The organism is Methanosarcina sp. 2.H.A.1B.4 (assembly GCF_000979385.1).
In the GTDB taxonomy this organism is placed as follows: Archaea; Halobacteriota; Methanosarcinia; order Methanosarcinales; family Methanosarcinaceae; genus Methanosarcina.
The window spans coordinates 18,214-36,990 of record NZ_JJOV01000074.1 but is presented as its reverse complement, the minus strand read 5'-3'; the positions used below and the strand labels follow the sequence as shown (position 1 = coordinate 36,990).

The 18,777-nt window shown below is 43.1% G+C and carries 20 protein-coding genes; 10 read left to right on the top strand and 10 right to left on the bottom strand.

Annotation, left to right across the window (positions count from 1 at the left end):
- Positions 1–205: 205 nt before the first annotated feature.
- The gene (locus tag EO92_RS18600) at positions 206–646 is read left to right on the top strand and encodes an ABC transporter permease (protein WP_235283310.1); all 441 of its coding nucleotides are present in this window, start codon (positions 206–208) and stop codon (positions 644–646) included.
- Between the two features lie 49 nt (positions 647–695).
- Complete coding sequence (locus tag EO92_RS18595) at positions 696–1,430, top strand: ABC transporter permease (protein ID WP_235283309.1); 735 nt, start codon at positions 696–698, stop codon at positions 1,428–1,430.
- Positions 1,431–1,521: 91 nt separating this feature from the next.
- On the opposite strand, the gene EO92_RS11465 is transcribed toward EO92_RS18595, so the two are convergent.
- Together EO92_RS11465 and nikR are read right to left on the bottom strand one after the other, a co-directional pair.
- On the bottom strand, positions 1,522–2,025 hold the full coding sequence (locus EO92_RS11465; protein ID WP_048171763.1) for an amino acid-binding protein: 504 nt from the start codon (positions 2,023–2,025) through the stop codon (positions 1,522–1,524).
- Between the two features lie 748 nt (positions 2,026–2,773).
- Positions 2,774–3,196 carry a nickel-responsive transcriptional regulator NikR gene (nikR, locus tag EO92_RS11460; protein WP_048171714.1) on the bottom strand — a complete coding sequence of 141 codons (423 nt, stop codon included), beginning with the start codon at positions 3,194–3,196 and terminating at the stop codon, positions 2,774–2,776.
- 1,055 nt (positions 3,197–4,251) lie between these two features.
- On the opposite strand from nikR, the gene EO92_RS11450 reads away from it, so the two are divergent.
- The 3 genes from EO92_RS11450 (at position 4,252) to hisE (ending at position 7,317) form a co-directional block, all read left to right on the top strand.
- Positions 4,252–5,094: a YkgJ family cysteine cluster protein gene (locus tag EO92_RS11450; RefSeq protein ID WP_156165809.1), complete on the top strand. Its 843-nt coding sequence runs from the start codon at positions 4,252–4,254 to the stop codon at positions 5,092–5,094.
- A gap of 576 nt (positions 5,095–5,670) precedes the next feature.
- On the top strand, positions 5,671–6,933 hold the full coding sequence (locus EO92_RS11445; protein ID WP_048162093.1) for a 3-isopropylmalate dehydratase large subunit: 1,263 nt from the start codon (positions 5,671–5,673) through the stop codon (positions 6,931–6,933).
- Between the two features lie 69 nt (positions 6,934–7,002).
- Entirely contained in the window at positions 7,003–7,317 is a 315-nt protein-coding gene (gene hisE, locus EO92_RS11440; RefSeq protein WP_048171710.1) for a phosphoribosyl-ATP diphosphatase, read from the top strand.
- A 172-nt stretch (positions 7,318–7,489) separates the two neighbouring features.
- On the opposite strand, the gene EO92_RS11435 is transcribed toward hisE, so the two are convergent.
- Positions 7,490–8,365 carry a CBS domain-containing protein gene (locus tag EO92_RS11435; RefSeq protein ID WP_048133733.1) on the bottom strand — a complete coding sequence of 292 codons (876 nt, stop codon included), beginning with the start codon at positions 8,363–8,365 and terminating at the stop codon, positions 7,490–7,492.
- A gap of 649 nt (positions 8,366–9,014) precedes the next feature.
- Here EO92_RS11435 and EO92_RS11430 point away from each other — a divergent pair.
- The gene (locus EO92_RS11430) at positions 9,015–10,028 is read left to right on the top strand and encodes an NOG1 family protein (RefSeq protein WP_200895022.1); all 1,014 of its coding nucleotides are present in this window, start codon (positions 9,015–9,017) and stop codon (positions 10,026–10,028) included.
- A gap of 128 nt (positions 10,029–10,156) precedes the next feature.
- Here EO92_RS11430 and EO92_RS11425 read toward each other — a convergent pair whose 3' ends face one another.
- Positions 10,157–11,092, bottom strand: coding sequence for a cytochrome c biogenesis CcdA family protein (locus EO92_RS11425; RefSeq protein WP_235283307.1), 936 nt, complete (start codon positions 11,090–11,092; stop codon positions 10,157–10,159).
- 306 nt (positions 11,093–11,398) lie between these two features.
- Between EO92_RS11425 and EO92_RS11420 the strand changes: the two genes are divergently transcribed.
- Positions 11,399–11,623, top strand: coding sequence for a hypothetical protein (locus EO92_RS11420; protein WP_048171707.1), 225 nt, complete (start codon positions 11,399–11,401; stop codon positions 11,621–11,623).
- On the opposite strand, the gene EO92_RS11415 is transcribed toward EO92_RS11420, so the two are convergent.
- From EO92_RS11415 to EO92_RS11390, 6 genes are all read right to left on the bottom strand, one after another.
- Complete coding sequence (locus EO92_RS11415; protein WP_048141171.1) at positions 11,563–12,675, bottom strand: pyridoxal phosphate-dependent aminotransferase; 1,113 nt, start codon at positions 12,673–12,675, stop codon at positions 11,563–11,565. The two genes, EO92_RS11420 and EO92_RS11415, sit on opposite strands and share 61 nt — an antisense overlap.
- 127 nt (positions 12,676–12,802) lie before the next feature.
- Positions 12,803–13,417: a 6-phospho-3-hexuloisomerase gene (gene hxlB, locus EO92_RS11410; RefSeq protein WP_048141169.1), complete on the bottom strand. Its 615-nt coding sequence runs from the start codon at positions 13,415–13,417 to the stop codon at positions 12,803–12,805.
- Positions 13,418–13,695: 278 nt separating this feature from the next.
- Positions 13,696–14,208: a hypothetical protein gene (locus EO92_RS11405; protein WP_048133740.1), complete on the bottom strand. Its 513-nt coding sequence runs from the start codon at positions 14,206–14,208 to the stop codon at positions 13,696–13,698.
- A 14-nt stretch (positions 14,209–14,222) separates the two neighbouring features.
- Positions 14,223–14,582, bottom strand: coding sequence for a DUF2073 domain-containing protein (locus EO92_RS11400; RefSeq protein WP_048133813.1), 360 nt, complete (start codon positions 14,580–14,582; stop codon positions 14,223–14,225).
- 5 nt (positions 14,583–14,587) lie between these two features.
- Positions 14,588–15,229 carry an Era-like GTP-binding protein gene (locus tag EO92_RS11395; RefSeq protein WP_048133742.1) on the bottom strand — a complete coding sequence of 214 codons (642 nt, stop codon included), beginning with the start codon at positions 15,227–15,229 and terminating at the stop codon, positions 14,588–14,590.
- Positions 15,230–15,688: 459 nt separating this feature from the next.
- Complete coding sequence (locus EO92_RS11390; RefSeq protein ID WP_082108090.1) at positions 15,689–16,684, bottom strand: phosphate uptake regulator PhoU; 996 nt, start codon at positions 16,682–16,684, stop codon at positions 15,689–15,691.
- A 242-nt stretch (positions 16,685–16,926) separates the two neighbouring features.
- On the opposite strand from EO92_RS11390, the gene EO92_RS11385 reads away from it, so the two are divergent.
- Genes EO92_RS11385 through EO92_RS11375 form a run of 3 tightly spaced genes read left to right on the top strand, consistent with a single transcriptional unit; the run spans position 16,927 to position 18,509 of the window.
- Positions 16,927–17,808 (top strand): shikimate kinase, encoded by an 882-nt coding sequence (locus EO92_RS11385; protein WP_048171703.1) that lies wholly within the window; start codon positions 16,927–16,929, stop codon positions 17,806–17,808.
- Complete coding sequence (locus tag EO92_RS11380) at positions 17,805–18,092, top strand: chorismate mutase (protein WP_048133745.1); 288 nt, start codon at positions 17,805–17,807, stop codon at positions 18,090–18,092. The genes EO92_RS11385 and EO92_RS11380 overlap by 4 nt, the downstream gene beginning before the upstream one ends.
- Positions 18,093–18,113: 21 nt before the next feature.
- Complete coding sequence (locus tag EO92_RS11375) at positions 18,114–18,509, top strand: AIR carboxylase family protein (RefSeq protein ID WP_048162089.1); 396 nt, start codon at positions 18,114–18,116, stop codon at positions 18,507–18,509.
- Positions 18,510–18,777: the final 268 nt, after the last annotated feature.

The following is an 18,777-nucleotide window of genomic DNA, read 5'->3' as shown; positions in this document are numbered from 1 at the left end:
TGAAGAGTTTGCTTCAGGGACGTCTCCGCTAAATATCAAAAGTTATATGTCCATAATTTATGTTAATTAATTTAAATATTGTATTATGAAATAATGTAATCTTCAATATTTTCAAGTCTTATATTTTACGCTTATATCTATTCATGTGCGTGGATCTGACCCCTGCACCCATGGCAGGAACTGGAAAAAGGGATTGGTGAACGGTTTGATTGAAGAGTTCGCAATGGCAATACGGCAGTTAAGCCTTAAAAAGCTCAGAACCCTGTTTATTCTCCTCGGAATCGCTATCGGAGTGGTAACGGTAGTAGCCGTCGTCTCGTTCGGAGAAAACCTTCGTATCAATGCAATCGAAGAGATACCGAAGTCCCGGGACCTGACCTTAATTGAGGCATCTCCGGGGCTCAGGGAAGACGGACTTGTCCTCATAAGCGACTCAAAAGTAGAGGAAATACAAGAATACGGGAAAGTGGCATGCCCTTATGTAAAGGATGCTTATGTCAGCCCTTCAGGGACCTATTTTGAATTGTTCGGGGTCCAGGACGATTACAGGACTGCAAATGAGCTCGAACTTGCCGAAGGGAGCTGGTTCGATAGTGACCAGAACCAGATCGTACTTGGAAGTGATCTGCGGGAAAAACTGGAATAAATAGACGGGGCCAAAATAGGGAACCTGATTACGGTCAGGCTGCGCCTTTATGAAGAAGACGGGGCCTCTTTATAGGGAAATAAGTTTTATTCCTGTGGGCCATCTGAAACCTGCAGGAAACGAACTCGATTCAGGGGCCTTCATGAGGCTTGAATCTGCAAAAGAACTCAGCAAAAAGGAGTATTATGACGGGGTCCTGATAAAGGTGGAGAGTTCTTCGCAGGTTCACGAAACAAGGGAGCAGGTCGAAAAACTCGGGCTTTCCTCTTCAAGTGCCCAGGACGAAATCGACTCGGTAAACAGGATCATGAACGGGGTGACCCTTGTCCTTGCCTTTTTCTCAAGTATTTCCCTGCTTGTAGGCGGGCTGATGGTGGTCAACACAATGGTAGTCTCGGTCTACGAAAGGACCCGGGAAATAGGGATTTCAAAGGCTCTCGGGGCTTCGGAATCTTACATCCTGCGGATGTTTTTAGCCGAATGTCTGTTTATAGGAACCATTGGAGGGATTTTAGGGGATCTCTTTGGCGTCCTTTTTGCAGCCCTCATAGACAGAGTAGGAAGGTCTCTGCTAATGTCAAGGCTTGAAATCGGATACCGAACACCTTACTGCCTTAAACTTCAAGATTCTTGCAGCCGGGATCCTAGTCTCCTTACTCGTGTCCGTGCTTTCGGGGGTCTATCCTGCCGGGAGGGCCTCAAAACTGGGTCATGTCAGGGCTTTAAGGCAGCTTTGAAAGGGAAATCGTCGGTTGCAGAAGGGGTTGTAAGGGGAGATATATAATCTCAGGAGATAAACTACCTTGAATACCGGAAACAAGATCTTAATAGCAGGGCTTCTTGGAGTCGGAGTGCTGTTCCGGCTTCCCTTTTTTTCAGTAGATGCTTACTCCTTTTACTGAGGGCAGGCTAAGGATATCGTCAACAAGGTCTCCGGGGACTTTGTGGTCGGTAACGATGGTGAGCCTGGGACTGTCCGTAAAGTATGGGTCATCTGAGACGGCCTGGCGAATGCTTACGTTGTGTCTTGAAATCAGGCCTGCAACTTCTGCAAGGATTCCAATGTGAGCAGCGTCTTCAGGGATGATTATGATTACCCCGAGCCCGAGAGCAGGGGCAACGTCTCTGAGAAAAGGGATTGAATGAACATTTTTGAATATAGTGCTCAGGAGTTCGTCAGAGATGATGGTCTTTGTGGTCGCGTCAACCACCCTCCGGTCAACCCCTACTTCCTTTGCAAGCTGAGTGTGTGCGATCTCGATGCTTCCGGAAGTTACCTTTCCTTCCTCGTTCACCTGAAACCCGCGTTCAAAAAGTAACTTAAGTACTTTTGCCTGTGCCGGGTATTTCTCGAACTTTTTGAGTAGTGTCTGCCACATAGAAATTATCATTAAATTGAGTCTCCAATATAAAGCTTACTGATTAGACCTGAGATGCGGGATTGATAAAAAGTTGCATCTGTTCCCACAGATATTTCCCCAAATCCTGAGGAAGGAATCGAACCTGAAGTAGCCTGCTAAATCCAGCTGAGAAAGTATTTTCAGTTTATGAAATTGTGTTTTGTCCCTGATAAGTTGGTTGATCTATTTCGGAATCCATAGAAGGAATCTCTCAGTAATCTCCCCTGCGTCGCAAAGGGCCTGGCCCGACCCGCAACATACTAAAAAAATGTCTGTGCCTGCAACACAACTAAAAGAAATCGAATATTATGGAGAAATGGTCCTCTGGTATGAAAAATTATTCTCCAGCCCCCTTTAATGTCAGTTATATTAAACTTCTTTCCATTTTTTTGACATCGGTCACGGGTTTTTGGAAATATTTGCGGCATCGTTTTCAGGATGTTTCGATTTGAGGCCAGTTCTCATAAATTTTACTTTTTGTCCTACTTTATCTATTATTTGCATCTCAATTTTTCGAATTAATGTTATTTTATTCAAAAAATTCTCATACCTTAAGACTCAATTATTAAAAAACTAGAGTTTTTCAAAATCAGTAGTTAAATGTTTTAACTCAATGAAAATGCAAACTTCAACCTCACTGGAAAAAAATCGAGGTGAATTTCACCCACTTATCAGGTTTGATTTCTTTAAGGCTCCGAAGCATTGGTTCGAGTCTTATGTGAAAAGGTCAGATACTTTCGTTTGATTCTACAGTTGTGAGGTTTGAATATTTTACCCCTTTAAGAGCCATCATAGCTTCAGCAAGCTCTGCAATTTCTTCGCCGCTTCCGTCCAGAACGACTACTTCAAAACAGTCGTCAGGATCAAGATAAATATGCACGGAAGACTTTATCAGGTGAGAATAGTGATGCTGAATATCAGTTATGGCATTTGAAAGCCCGCGTTTTGTGTGATCATAAATAACCGCGACTGTTCCGACACGATGGCCTTTAATGTCATTCATCAACTCGTAATAGGAAATATAACTCCTAATGGCATCTCTTATGCCTTCCGAGCGGGAAGAATAACCTCTGTTTTCAATAATCCCGTCAAATTTATCAAGAAGAGTATCGGGAAGTGAAACCCCTATCCTCATAAGTTCTGTTTCCATTCTATCACTCACCAGGTAATTTCAAATTCATTTGAATGATTCTACTTTAGTTATGATACGTATTACTATATATGTTTTTTTAACTTCCTCTCTAAAATAAAAGAGTTGGCTGGTGCGAACTTTATTATATATCACTAATGAATAATAAAACTAACGTTTGACTGAAATCCCGAAGCATCTCTGTTGAAAACATCTTTAGTATAGCACCTACTTTCTCAAGGCGTGACAAGAAGCTATGCTATATTACGCCATTGTGCTGCCTCTGCCTTTTGAGGCAATCCTACTGGTGACATACATGAATAGCAACTTTTATGTGTGAAACTCACATGACAATGTCACGAAATCAAGGGGGATAACTTTGATAATTCGTTAGGATGAGAATACTATGAAGAATAAAAGTGAATTGCCATAATCTCTTTATAAGTAATACATATTTTATATTTAATAACATCAAATACGATATATTAAATGAAAAGTATTAAGTATAAGCTTGTTATACATTCATATGTCTATACGAACAGACATTAAAAACATAAAGACCTCCCAAATTTGTGGATGGCACCTGCAATGCTTGGAATTCCTCACCTGTAAAGCGGGCAGGTGGGGAGCCTCAGGTGCGAAGGTGGAGCCAGAAAATGTTCTGGCTTTATGCTCATTATTTAACTTTTTTTACATTCCGCATGAAAACTGTTAGGTATCTTCTGTTGCGTCTCTGGCTTTCAGATCCAATCGATATAGGGCCGGAGTCAGTTACGGGAAATTGGAAGAATAAAATGGCCCTCAAATCTAGCCAGACAAAAGCTATGACTTTGCTGTAGCTGGACCACACGTCCTTGTCAAGCAGAAGTCCCGTTATGAAGGGGCCTTTCTCCTGGTCTTTCACTTCAGCTGTCACCTTTATATTGGTGCCCCTGTTGTTCTGGAGGGTCAGGGGTAAGGACCCGCTCGGCGTTCCCGGGCAGACTGTTCCGAAATCGACTGAATTCGGTGAGACTGTCAGGGAAATTGCAGGTATGATATTCACATTAAGTGATACCGTTGCCTGCGTTAATTTGATGTACCTGCAGGACAGGAACCTGTATATGGAAATTCCAGGTTCAGGCAGTAAACAAAAATCCGAAAAAACAAAGTATCAGATCATTCTTATTGCCGCCCTCAAAAAAGAAATTGAATTAGCTCGCAGACTTGACCCTGAAAAGCTTGCAGCTGAAATCGAAAAAACAGGTTTTTCCTGCCAGCACTGCGGGAAATGCTGTAGACGGGCTTTTGGGGACAACCGGGTAGTATTGACTCCTCAGGAAATTGAGAAAATCCGGGAGTATACAGGGCTTTCAAAACTTGAGGTTGCAGGACCTCTTATCCCTGAAGCCTGCCAGCCTGAGAAAACCGGAGATGAGGACGCAGGCCGGGATAAAGAAGGTTATTCCAGAGCTTTAGAAGCAAATGGAGGGTCCTCTCCGGAATTCCCTGAGATATTTGATCTCCTGAAGGACGATATCGACTCCGAGGGCAATATACATACCTATGGCTGGATGCTCAGGCGGAAAAGAAGTGGAGACTGCGTTTTCCTCGAAAATGACACAAACAAGTGCAGGATTTATCCTGTGCGCCCGATGCTCTGCAGCACCTATCCTTTTTACATTGAAGGGCTTAAACTGTACACATGCGAATGTGAAGGACTTGGGGATCACATTTCTGCGGAAGAGAGCCGAAAACTTGCAGATACCCTGCTTTCCAGATATATCTCGGAACTTGAGGATACGCTTGCCATGTACGAAAAATACGAGGATTTTGAAAAAGGGGACGAAGGTCCGGATATTGCAAGAAATAATCTGGAAAAAGATATGTGTAATTATATCGTCCACGACAGCAGAGGAATTACAAAAATCATCGATTGAGGCACGGGATTTCAGGATACCCCGGTGGTCCCTGATTAGTTGTTTGATCTATTCCGGAATCCGGGAGGAGATTTATCATTTCCTCCCCCCGCGCTGCACGGAACTGGGCCGGCCTGCCACCAGCTAAAAAAACAACCCGAAAAACCAGTGCCGCAATTAAGAGTGATAATATACCGAAGAAATATCCCCCGGACTGAGAGAATACTTTCCTTAAACCCGGAAACCGCTTTTTAATTCAGAGGTAAACATAAGTGCCTCCGCCAACTTGTCTGGTGGCCCTTCATATTTATAAATTAGTCCGCTTGAGCGAGCGAAGCTCACTACTACAATCTATAAATTAGCCCTCTTGAGTGCAGAGAAAAGGATCGCATACTGTTGCACTTGCAGTGCAACTCCCAGAAAATCTCTGATTTCCTGTGATCCCGAAGCGAAACTCGGGCGGCGCAATTCAGGCGGAAAAATTCTGCTATTCCTGCCCTGAATTTCATTTATGTTCGGAATCATCAATTAAATTTATTTATTAGAAAGCGCCAGTTATTCCCCATGACCGGAATGTCTGGTAGTGACAATCGCCCGATGACCGTTTCGGAGAAGATCTTTTCGAAGGCCTCCGGAACTCCCGTTAAAGCCGGGGATTTTGTACTGGCAAACATAGACCTGGCAATGACCCACGACATCACAGGTCCGCTGGCAGTCCAGGGCTTTTACGAAATCATGAGAGATGAGGAAGAAAAAAAAGTCTGGGACCCCAGCAAAATCGTAATCATATTCGATCACCAGGTCCCTGCAGACTCAATTAATGCCGCACAAAACCATATCATGCTAAGGAAGTTTGCGAAAGAGCAGGGCATTTTAAATTATGATGTGTATGAAGGAGTCTGCCACCAGGTCCTGCCTGAAAAAGGGCATGTGCTGCCAGGAGACCTGGTTGTTGGTTCTGACTCCCATACCTGTGCATACGGGTCTTTGGGGGCATTTTCTACCGGAATAGGATCTACTGATATGTCAGCCGTTTTTGCTACAGGCAAACTCTGGTTCAGGGTTCCTGAGACCTTCCGGTTTGAAATCGAAGGTAAACTGCCGAAGCACGTTTACTCCAAAGACCTTATCCTGCATCTTATCGGGGATGTCGGGGTAGAAGGTGCCAGGTATATGGCAGCCGAGTATGCAGGTTCGACAATTCGTTCCCTCTCCATCCCTGAGCGCATGACCATGTCCAACATGGCAATCGAGATGGGAGGAAAAGCAGGAATCATTGAAGCCGATGAGGTTACCGAAGCATACCTGAAAGAGCGTATTCCGGGCTATAAACTTGACCCGTACTGGAAGTCTGATGAAAGTGCTAAATACCTGGAGGTCAGGCATTATGATGTCTCTGACCTTGAACCCCAGGTAGCCTGCCCTCACAATGTTGATAACGTAAAGCCGGTAACTGAAGTAGAAGGCACGAAAATTGACCAGATCTTTATGGGCTCCTGCACAAACGGCAGGTTCGAAGACATCAAGCTCATGGCGGATATCATGGGTGACGAACCGGTTGCAAAAGATGTGCGCCTCCTTGTTGTGCCCGCTTCAAGGACAGAATACATGAAACTGTTAAAAGCCGGGTATATTGAAAAACTCATGAACGCCGGCGCAATAGTAGAATCTCCCTGCTGTGGACCATGCATGGGCGGCTCTTTCGGCCTTCTCGGCCCGGGAGAAGTTGGCCTTGCGACCTCCAACCGCAACTTCAAAGGCAGAGAAGGAAGTGCAGAATCATTTGTGTACCTTTCTTCCCCTGCAACAGCAGGAGCATCCGCTCTCACAGGAGAAATTACCGACCCCAGGAAGGTTTGAATAACCCTCCTGTTTTTACTTCTTTTGAATTTTACCATAACTGAGTATTTATCTTAAACAGGTGTTAGAATGCCGGAGGCTGACTTATCCATTTTAAACAGGGTGTATGAGATCATCCTGGATCGAAAAGAGAATTATGACGAAAATTCATATGTCTGCAAACTTTTAAACCACCGCAAGGGTATGAATAAAATCCTTGAGAAAGTGGGAGAAGAATCTATTGAAACTATACTTGCAGTCAGGAACGAAGACCATAAAGAAATAGTCTCGGAGAGCTCAGACCTTATTTTCCATCTACTGGTAATGCTTGCAGCAAACAACGTTACCCTTGATGAAATCGCAGAGGAGCTAAGTGCCAGGCACGAAAATATGAAAAGAGACTGAATAAAGAGATTTAAAACACGATAAAAGGTTAATAGAGGCAAAATATATAGGCAAAATATATAGGCAAAATAAGAACCGAAAGGACTAAAGAAATATTAAAAGAAGCTGAGGGGGTTTGAAGACCCGGGACTTCTGTCCTCCGGTCTGACGTACCCTTAATTAAATTGCAGTTTCAATACACCGCAAGTTCATTCAACACATCGGTTTTTGACAGGGTTCCTTTTGGAACTCCGTTGATTGTTACAATCAGTCTTCCAACGTTATATTTATGGAAGAGTTTTACCACATCATAGAGCTGCATGTCTCCATCAACAGTTATCAGCTCTTTTGTCATTATGTCCTTAACCTTTACATTGGGTTTTCCCTGTGCAATGGCATGTGCGATATCGGTGTAAGTAATTATCCCTACGATTTTTCCTTTGTCTTCCACAGGAGTTCCGTGTACATTATTCCGGATAAAAAGCCTTGTTGCTTCCTGAATACTGGCATTGAAATTCACAAGCAGCGGAGGATACTTCATATAATGTTTGACATGTTTTTTAGGCAGGGAGATCATTTCTGTAATGTTAAAAAGGATTGCGTTATTGGTGTCGTCCCTTCCTGTAACTTCTCCACGGACTATAAGACGGTTTACAGGTGTTGGACCCACCTGAAGCTTATCGTCCATTACAAAGTCCTTGATATTTCCTATTACCCTGATTACTCCGTTACAGGCATCGGGATTCCGGACGGTCGTAAAGCTGATTTCTGCAGCTGTTGCCCCATTAACGATTACATTATTCCTGTAGAGCGGAACAACGGATTCGTTTTTCAACTGCTGGATGCGTAAAGAATCATATGCTGCCCCTGTTGGTTTATACCCTCCCTTTGGCCCGGGGACACCCTCGACCAGTCCAAGAGCCTTTAATAATTGCATCTGGTTGCGGACTGTCCCAGGGTTTCTTTGGATAACTTCGGCAATTTCTTCCCCTTTAATTGCCCTATCTTTTTGCCGCTGAAGGTTAATTAATGTAATTATAATGTCTTTTTGAATCGGAGTGAGTTCCATACTACCACCATCAATTTCATATACCTTGTATCAGGATGATGTATAATATCTATACATCAAGAATACCTATACGTTGAAAATCTATATATCGAGAATAGTGCATCACTTAATTTACCATAATTAATGATTATAAATTCCTTATACAAATTATAATTACAAATATAAATAAAGTCCGGTTCTGCTTAGAAATACAGCTTGTTTCATGTCTGTATTTAAATTATTATATAAATTATTATAATAATTTGTAATTAATACTCTTGATAGAACCATAATTGTAATTTGGTTATTGATCATGTAATAGACAACAATAAATTAAACAGTAATTTTACAGTTATTAAATACCGCTCCAAATCTATCTTAAGAGAAGTACCTCAGAAGACTTCAAACTTATATTAATATTTCGTATGTTGCGGTATTTTAAGACCAGAACTTAATCATGTTTCCGGGCAATAATTCCGGTATTGTAAGTTTTGGACAGAAAACGCTTGGACTGAAGCTGTTCAGATAATCCGGATAAGAAAAGCAAAGAAAACCCGCTAAGGAACTTTTGCGAAACTTTTGCTTACGGACTTTAGATTGTTCTGTTAAACTTCTTCACTCAGAAAAACCTTTATATAAATTAAAAGAGCCCCCAGAGGGTTAGAATATTATGATCTTTGAGAAAATTCACACAGTTCCTACTTCAGAGGAGTTAACTAATAAAGCTTTTAAACGGGCAGCAAGAGCTATGTCCGGGAAAACTATTGAGGGGAGGGACAGCCGGCTCAGAGCCAACGAGTCCATGGTACTGACGGCTGCAAACATTTTCACTGATAACCTTGCAAATATAGTCAGGCGTTTTCCAAGTTTTGAACAGTTGCCCACATTCTATTATGAACTGACCGACGTCCTTGTAGGTGTCGAGAAACTCAAGATGTCTCTGGCATCCGTGGACTGGGCAAGCCGGAAGATCCATGAAGTTGCAAGAAGCTATGTCGGAAAAATCCGGGATGCCGATCTTCCCGAGCCTGTCCGAAAAGAAGCCTTCGGAAGGATTGCATCCATTGTCAAGTCCATCAATAAGGACCTTCTCTTCCTGAATGAAGCCAGAAACATTCTCAGAAAACTCCCTGATGTCCAGGACGAGCCAACGATTGTAATCGCTGGCTATCCCAATGTAGGGAAGTCAAGTTTTGTTACAAAGATTACCGGTGCAACCCCTGAAATTGCTCCGTATCCCTTCACAACAAAAGGAGTAACCATAGGTCACTTCACACGGGATGGAGTCCGTTATCAGGTTATGGACACCCCGGGTCTCCTTGACCGCCCTATGGCTGAGAGAAACAATATTGAACGGCAGGCAATTACCGCAATCCACTTCCTGGATGCAGTTGTAATGTTCATTATTGACCCAAGCGAGAGCTGCGGATATGAGATTGAAGACCAGAAACGCCTGCTTGCTGAAATTCGGGAAAACTTTAACCTTCCTATGCTTGTGGTTGCCAACAAAGCTGACAGGCCAGAGTTCAGAAAAATAGATGAGGTTGAGCTGAACATATCCACAATTACCGAAGAAGGAATAGAAGAGGTAATGAGCAAGCTTCTGGAGCTGATTGAAGAAAAGCGTCGTCAGTCTTTAGAAGAGGCCTCAACAGAAGAGCCGGATGAGGAATCCACTTTCTGATTCCTTATCTTACCTGTATTTATTTTCAGGATATGTTTTAGCCAGAACCCTGTTTCATGCAGGATTTGTTGTTTAGGCCAGAATCCGATTTTAGCCAGAATCAGAATTTCAGATCTTTTTCTGGCTACTCAGAGTATCCTGAGCTGCATCAACAGGGCAAGGGCAATAAGAATCAGCCCTGTTATCAGCCTAATCTCCACTCTTCTTTTTTCTCTGAACTCCGTGACTTTTTTCGGGCTGAGTCCGAAGGCCAGCAAAAGGCCAAGGCACATTACAGGCAGCAGAAGTCCAAGGTTGTATATTCCCATGTATGCTATTCCTCTTGCTACATCGGTTTTTATTGCCAGCATACTCAGGATTGAGAGATAGATTGCTCCGACGCAGGGGGCTTTGACCAGGGAGAACATGCTTCCTGCAAGGAAGGACAGAAGCAGGAGGTTTTTTTCACCCATCCTGCTCATAAAGTCCTTCAGGGATTTCGGAGTCCTGAAGGTCGATTTTGCATGTGTTCTCAGCCAGTAGGCATCATAAATGTGCCAGAGACCCAACAGGGTAGTTAGCAGGATTGTAATTGCCGTAAAATGACTTCGGACTTCAGGCAGGAAACTGACAGTACTCAAAATGCTTATCCCTGCAAACATATACATGGTGAAAATTCCTGCAGAAAAGCCCAGGGTGATTTTGAGCATCTCTTTTCTTCCTCCCTGCTGGGCAAGGGTGACAGAAGCCAGGAAAGCCATTACTGCAAGCAGGCAGGGATTAAAACCGGCAAGGATGCCTGCAACCAGGATTAAGAAGGGGCTCATTATCTCAAGGTGGTTATTTTTTCCTTCTCTACTTCCTGTTAAAGGAGGTGAGGATTCCGGGGTGAAAAGCAAAGCCGGAGTTTCGAGGGTTTCCAGCAGAAGAACTTCTATGGTGTTTGCGCTTCCGTAAAAATAGCCATTTGATCTGTTTGGAGTTGAGATCGCTGAACCGGAAGCAGGGCTCAGCAACAAAAAAACAGATATGAACACAAGAGTTCCCTTAGTTGCAGCCAGCGGGAACATAGATTGCTTTTTCATACTTCTCTTCCGAAGCTATTCTTGTGGAAACATCCAGAAATTCCCCTTATTGGTGACACATACTTTTTTATACAGACCGCTTTCAGCGAATACCTCCGATGCGCAGGAATATTTTTGGAAATATCACTGGTTAAAAAAAGCTCATTGCAAAATAATATCGATTAGCTGACCGTGGAAAAATTGCAAAAAGCTCTTTTCTTTATATCAAGGTATCTGGATGCCTCAATATAAATACTCCCAAAGTAAACGGTGTTTTCCCATAAACAGGGAACTGAATAAAAATAGAGGCGCAAAGAAAAGGAAAAGTTGAACAAAAGGAAGAGAAAAGAGAAAAGAGAAAAGAGAAAAGAGAAAAGAGAAAAGAGAAAAGAGAAAAGAGAAAAGAGAAAAGAGAAAAGAGACATGAAAAGGAGTTTGAATAAAGGAATTGGAAAAAAGGAAGAGAAAAGATCTTTCTCTTTAAAAAAGTCTCAGAGCACTTTTTCCATAATACTCAGGGATTTTTCAATATCTTTCATTGAAGCTGCATAGGAAATCCTTATGTAACCATCACCTGCGCTTCCGAAGGCTGTTCCCGGGACAACGACAACACCATTTGAGATCAGTTTTGAGGCGACCTCTGCGGAGTTTGAGACTTTAGGGAAGGCATAGAAAGCTCCTTTCGGAAGAGCACATTCCATCCCCAGATCGTTGAGCCCTTTTACAAGCACATCCCTGCGTTTCCGGAACTCTTCACGCATGACATTGACAGAGTCTTTTGGTCCGGTCACTGCGGCATAGGCAGCCTTCTGAGCGACTGAGTTTGCACACGCCTGTATATACTGGTGCACTTTGAGCATCTGGGCTATGTACTCTTTTCTGCCTGCCAGGTACCCGAGCCTCCAGCCTGTCATAGCATAGCTTTTTGAGGTCGCATTTACAGTGACCACATTATCCGAATAACTGGCAGGGCTTACATGTTCGCCTTCATAGATGAAGTACTCGTATACCTCGTCAGAAATGATGGTTATGTTGTGGTCGTCTGCAATCTCGGCAAGAGCTTTGATATCTGCTCTGCTTGAGACAGCGCCTGTTGGGTTGGAAGGGGAATTAAGGATAATGGCTTTTGTCTTAGGGGTAATTCTCTCAAGCACGGATTCCGGCTTCATAGTAAGGTCTTCTGCAAGGGGGACGCTTACCACCTTTCCGTTCATGATCTCCGTCAGGGCATTATAGGATACAAATCCGGGATTTGAGATAAGGACCTCATCTCCCGTGTTGAGGAGGGCTGCAAGGGCAATGGTAAGGGCTTCAGATGCTCCTGAGGTTACAATTATTTCCTGAGGAGAGACCGAAAACCCATTTTCCTCCTGGAATTTGTGGCTCAGGGCTTCTCTCAGTTCAGGGATTCCGGAACCTACGGTGTAGCCTGTAAAACCTTCATTTATGGCTTTGATTGCTGCGGCTTTTATGTGTTCGGGAGTATCGAAGTCAGGCTGCCCGAGCCCGAGGTTGATGGCATCTGAGCCTGCAGCTTCGAAAATCTTTCTGATTCCGGATGTATCTATCCGGGATACGTTTTCTGAAAACTTAATTTCCTTCAAGTTGCGCCCTCCTTATATCCCTGCAAATTATATCCTTTAAAATCCTGCTTTTTCTTAAGTTACCCACTATTCCGGTTCCCGGTTATTTTTACGGTTATTTTAAAGCCATTATTCAATGCTCAATCCATTATTCGATATTTGTGTGCCTGGATTTGAGTTCTGCTTCCGAAGCACCTGTAAGCGTTATCAACTGGGCAATTAATGAGTCCAGGAAAACAAGTGAGATGATTTCAAAAGCAGTTCCCAGCGGAGGTGAATTCTTGTAATCTCCTCTCATGCTTTTTTCAAGGGAGCCGCCTACATCATGATCATTTTTGGTCTTGCTCGGAAGGATCATGGCAATATCAGAGATTTTGCCGAGTGTGGACTCCTTTTTGGAGGTGACAGTTATGAGGGTTGAGCCAATATCCTTTACTATTTTTCCCAGGTCTGCTATGGAACGGGTTTCTCCAGATCCCGAAATGGCAATCACAACATCCTGTGGACGGACAGCGGGGGTCGTGGTCTCTCCTACAACGTACACAGTGAACCCGAGATGCATTAGCCTCATTGCAAAAGCTTTGGCAACAAGCCCGGACCGCCCTGCTCCCATTAAAAAGACCCTTTCCCCTCCCAGGATCTTCTGAAGCATGCATATTATAGCTTCGCGGTCAAGCAGCTTAATCACCTCGTTGATGTTTTCCACGATAAATTCCATTGATGAGATTACATCTTCGCAGTCTTTTACCTGATCTTTTTTCATATAAGTTCTCCAAAAAGTATTGAGTTGAGTTCTCAATAATGTAATAATTATAATAATAATTGCTTAACTTTTTATTTACTTAATTCTACCGGATAACTGAATAATAATCTCAAAACTGGCGGAGTTCCTGAGACTACGACTGTAAACACTAGAAATATTGAGATTATAATTCCTGAAATCCCTTCCAGATAACCTTTTTTCATTTTCTTAAACTTATTGGTAAGGATTTCAGGATAAATTTCTGGAAGCTTCTTTTCATCCCGTTCTGCGCCGGAACTTTAGCGATTTGTTTGCGGCTCAGTCTTATAATTAATAGCTTTTAATTCCCAGTTGTCAATATTATTTTTGAATTCCTTGTAGAGCCGCTGGATATCGCAGTCACTCCCGTTCCAGTAGAAGTCCTTACGTACCTCTCCTTTATGGAGTTCTTCAAGTACGAACCTGGATAGATGGAAGAGAGCTTTTTTGTTGGAAAACGGAATGCTGTAGTTTACACGATAGCCGCCGGCTGTTTTACCATAGGACACCAGTATGTACCCTTTGCTTTCATACTCCGTGATCTCATCAAAGTCACAGATGATCTCAAACTCGTGAACAGTAGAAGGGTCTACCTTTGAGATTCCTATCAGTACCTGCGCTATGATGTAATCAGGAACCTTTCGTCCGAACCATACTGCAATTTTCCCGTAGGTACAGACTACGTTAACGTCGTTCCTGCCCATCTCAAAGGAGCCTAGGGGCTGGGGAGAGGATATTTTTGCTTCCAGGTCTTGGGTCTTCTGGGCACACATTGTTTCCACTTCGTTTACTTACTTGCAGAGACAAGTGCACTGATCAGATTCCTATCCTTTTTTAGAGTTTTGAGCTGGTTTGCGGGCCCTATAACCGTAAGTCTCTTGTTGCTCTGTTTTTTGAAAAACTTTCCCAGCAGGGAAACGTCCGTGTTTGCAGGGTAGCTTTGCATCTCTATTCCAGAAAACACATCCGGCTGAATTGCTGACATTGTCATCTCAATTAGTTTTGCTTCCTCCATAGGGTTGAGACCCTTTTCAAGCACAAGGATTTTACCTTTCCGCACCTCATCGATTATGTATCGAACTTTTTCCATCGAAGCCATTTGAGAAATCCTGGCTTCGGATATCAGATCAAGTTGGATTCCCTGCATTTTGATCACCCGAACTGTTTGGCCAGAGCTTCGTAGAATGAATCCATTCCCACTCCGTCAAGCGCCGAAACAGGTACCATAGGGTGTTGAGGAAAGGCTTCCTTTATGACTCCTGGATCAGCGTCAGGAAGGTCTACTTTGTTTGCTACAATAAGAAGCGGCAGGTTTCTGGCTTCCATGTTCCCTATAACGGTTACGTTTACCTGCGTATAAGGATTTTCAGTGGAATCCATTACCAGTATGACTCCGTCAAGGTCATCCAGCCATTTGACAGCTTCAATTACGCCTTCTGTCGCTTCTTTTGACCTCTTCTTTGATTCTGAGTCACTCATTCCCTGTTCCATGAAATCATGGAAGTCGATCTTTGTCGCAAGCCCGGGAGTGTCCACAATATCAAGGCTGATAGTATGCCCGTTAGTTTCGATAGTGACTGCGTTTCTTCTTTTTGCATGCCTGGTTTCATGGGCAATATGTGAAACCGAGCCCATGGTTTCCTCGCCTCCGACCCAGTCCCTGAGAATGCGGTTGCTAAGGGTGGTCTTGCCGGCATTGGGGGGGCCGTAGATGCCTATGCATGCTCCTTTTTTCTTGAACAGTTTGTTAAACACTTTTGAAAAGCTTACCTTAAATCGTTTTATCATATTCATGGCTTCCCTCCATTGGGAAAAGCATAACACCAAAGGATTTCTCGGATTGCTTTCCTTTATGGGTTTACTGGTGTTTTCGTGACCTTTTCATTTAAGTGATCCATGCATATAAATAATTTCCATTTGTTAAGCTGCGGAAATCAGAGAACTTGGAGATACTGACATCTCCCTTCCGATATACCTGGAATAAATAGCAAACATTGCATTCTTTCTATGTGAAATATAGAAAGTGCCTCCGTGAAATAACACCAGAATATAAATAAATTACTTCTTATCGCCTGATTTCCGGATATCTTTTATAAAAAACTTTTTTATAATGAACTTTTTCAGCCCATCTGTAACTCTTTTCATTTTCTATTAAATTTTTATGTTTGTACTGATGTTCTGTACTTTCCTTTATATTTTTTCCTATTTTTATTCATCATCTCTTAAAAATATAAATGATTTTTATTTGTTCCCTCATTTGTCCCTTATCGCGGAATTTATGGCGATCTCAGCTATGTTAGAACCAAGGTCTCCTATTCTTGAGAGACTGTCTACGATCATCCCCAGGGAGAGCATGATTTCATGGGATTCAAGTTTGAGAATATACGCATGCAGTTCCGTTACACGCGAGCTCATACCGTCTATACTGTCTATTACCTGGTTCGCAAGAGAGGTGTCAGCATTATAGAGAGCATCTACTGCCTGCTTAACGAGTCCCATGTAGGTGTTGCTGAGGTCCTCTATGACTTCCATCACGTCTTCCCTGAATGGCTCCTTCATTTTTGAGGCAACGTTTGCAATCCTCTGTGAATGGTCTGCTATTCTTTCGATAGGGCTTGCCGCCATTCTGAAATCATGATATTCCTCGATACTTGTTTCCGAGGAATCGGGCATTCTTCCTCCGCAAAGCACGGAACGAAACTGTTTGGAAATCAGAAGACACAACCTGTCGACCTCGTCATCCCTCTGGCTTACATCAAGAGCAAGGTCATGGTCAACAGTTTTGAGGGCTCGTATGGCATCTTTTTGCATGGAGCCTGTAATCAGGAACATCCTGTGTATACCTTTTTTGATATGGAGTTCATTGGGGTTAAGAAGGTCCTGAATGACCACGCAGTTTGAGCTTTCCTCAATGATTTCAGGGCCTATGAGCTTGTAACACACCTTCCGGATTACCTGTTTCTGCTCGGCAAGTATTCTTTTTGAGGTAAACTCCATCCTGTCATAACCATAGAGGTATGCAGCAATGATATCCCTTTCCAGAGCTTTTGCCTCATAGCCTGTAACATCGATCCTTTTCGTTTTTATCGTGTGCCCTTCCAGAATAGGGTCAATCAACAGTTTTCCGTCTGGCTGAGCCTGAATGGATACTCTCATCCCTGTTTCGATTCCTACTTTTTCGGCCCACTGTTTAGGGAGAGAAATAATATAAGTGGATCCGCCTGTCTGCTGTACTTTTCTGGTCTCTATGTGGATTCCCCATTTTCGGTTGCTCAGGCCAGGCCTGGAAGTTAGATGATGCTCACTCCATATTTATAGTATTTATTAGTGTTTAGATAAATATGCAATATATATAATTTGGCTTCACTATGTATATTTGGGGGCTTCTTCCTTTTTGGCAGATAAAATCCTGAACCCTGTATTTAAGTTTACCTCACTTTCTGCTCTGAAGAGAGGTAAAAAATATTAAAGATCAGAGCATTCTGGACGTGATGACACTTGAAGGGCGTGCCTGCGCTTTCGGGGCTGGAACCATAATAAACGCCATAGCGACATGGAAAGGTGCAGCGTTCGGGATAGACTTAAAAACCTTTGCAAAGGTGGAACTCTCAGAGGGTAAATCTGGCATTTTTGGCTCAATTGAAGAGATGCCTGAAGGAGACACTCGCCTTATAGAACGCTGTGTAGAACTCGTCCTTGAGCGATTCGGACTTGAACTCGAAGGTACTATAAGGACAGGAAGTGAAATCCCTCTTGCAGGAGGGCTCAAGAGCAGCAGTGCCGCAGCAAACGCTTCAGTCCTTGCAACTCTTCGTGCAGTTGGTGAGATCCTGCCTCCTCTTGAGATCATAAAATTGGGGGTAAGGGCTGCAAAAGAAGTGGGAGTTACGGTAACAGGAGCTTTTGATGATGCCTGTGCCTCCTTTTTAGGTGGGATTGTTGTCACTGATAACCGAAATATGGAACTTATCAGGCGCGAAGAAGCCGATTCAAAAGTCCTGATATTTACTCCGATAAAAAAGGCTTTCAGTGCGGACACAAATGTGAAACGTTCCCGGCTGATTGCACCTTATGTAGAAATGGCATACGGGCTTGCCCTTGAAGGGGAATACGAGCGCGCAATGACACTTAATGGTTTTCTTTACTGCGGAGCCCTTGGTTTTGATACGGAATACATGCTCAGGGCTCTGGAGTGCGGAGTAAAAGGAGTTAGCCTTTCCGGAACCGGTCCTTCCTACGTAGCACTGGTGAAGGCCGAGCAGGTAAAAGAACTTAAATCTGCCTGGGAAAGCTGCGGTATGGAAGGAAAGGTCCTAGAGACCAGTATAAATAACAGAGATGCGATATCCTTTAACAGGGAGAGGTCCTCTTGAGTGAACTTGAAGCTGTCCGCAAAGAAATCGAGGAGATTGACAGGGAAATCCTTTCCCTCATTGATAGACGAGTTAACCTTGCTGAGAAAGTGCTTGAATCAAAAAGAATAAATGGAACCTCCATAAATGACCGTAAGCAAAACGAGGTTGTAATAAACAGGGCATTAAATATTGCAACCGAGCTCAACCTTGATTTAGGATCGGTAAAGGAAATTTACGAAATTCTTATCAGGATGAGTATTGAACGCCAGAACGAATTAAGTGGAAAGGGAAGCCTGCCCTGACTTGCCTCAAAGGAGTAAAAAATGGTCGACATCTCACTGATTATGGGCTCTGAGTCCGACAGATCAATCGCCAACCGCGCGGTTTCTGTTCTTGAAAAGAGCAAATACACTTACGAAGTAATGGTTATCTCTGCCCACCGAAACCCTGATGAGCTTGAGAGTTATGTTTCAGGTACAGACGCAAAAGTCTTTATCACAATAGCAGGCCTATCAGCAGCCCTTCCCGGAGTTGTGGCTTCCAGGACAAAAAAACCTGTAATAGGTGTACCTGTAAGCGCAAAACTTGGCGGGCTTGATGCTCTTCTCTCCATAGCCCAGATGCCTCCTGGAGTACCTGTGGGAAGTGTAGGGATTGACAACGGAGCAAACGGTGCACACCTTGCTCTGAGAATTCTGGATTTAATCGAAACCCCTTAATTATTTTGAGAATACTGGTTTTAATTTGTTCACTGCGGGAGTTAAATTCCCTAAACCAGTTTTCATATTTTTTCATATATTCCCATATGTAATCATGTTTGGGTCTTCCACCTTTACGGAGGTGATCTTTTTGAGTAAAAACAAACATGAAATTCTTCAAATAACAGGCACAAATAAATGAAAGTACTTTTCAAATCACAGTCCTTTCATTCCAAAGAGAAGACAGGATATGAAGAGATAAATCAGAATGGAAAAAGTGTATAGAATT